We start from the raw sequence: 454 nt of genomic DNA on the forward strand, positions 1-454 counted from the left end.
AGCCGCTGTTCCGCATCGATTCGGCGCCGTACGCCGCCTCGGCCCGCAGCGCGCAGGCCAGCCTGGCGCGTGCCGAAGCCAACGCCGTGCAGGCCAAGGCGCTGGCCGACCGCTACAAGCCGCTGGTCGAGGCCAACGCGGTGAGCAAGCAGGAGTACGCGAACGCCGTGGCGTCGCAGAAGAGCGCCGAAGCCGACGTGGGCGTGGCCCGTGCGTCGGTCACCACCGCCAACATCAACCTCGGCTACGCCTCGGTCGCCGCGCCGATCTCGGGCCGCATCGGCCGTGCGCTGGTCACCGAGGGCGCCCTGGTGGGGCAGGGCGACGCCACCGCGCTCGCGGTGATCCAGCAGATCAACCCGCTCTACGTGAACTTCACCCAGTCGGCCAACGACGTGATGAAGCTGCGCAGCGCCATGGCCGCGGGCCAGTTCAAGCGCGCCGACGGCCCCGA

1 protein-coding gene is annotated in these 454 nt (G+C 71.8%); it reads left to right on the plus strand.

Features of this window, described 5'->3' with window-relative positions; genetic code table 11:
- A partial coding sequence (locus CVH10_RS17500; RefSeq protein ID WP_146142991.1) for an efflux RND transporter periplasmic adaptor subunit occupies nt 1-454 on the plus strand: 454 nt, incomplete at both ends.

The organism is Halomonas sp. ND22Bw (genome assembly GCF_003011945.1).
In the GTDB taxonomy this organism is placed as follows: Bacteria; Pseudomonadota; Gammaproteobacteria; order Pseudomonadales; family Halomonadaceae; genus Halomonas; species Halomonas halophila.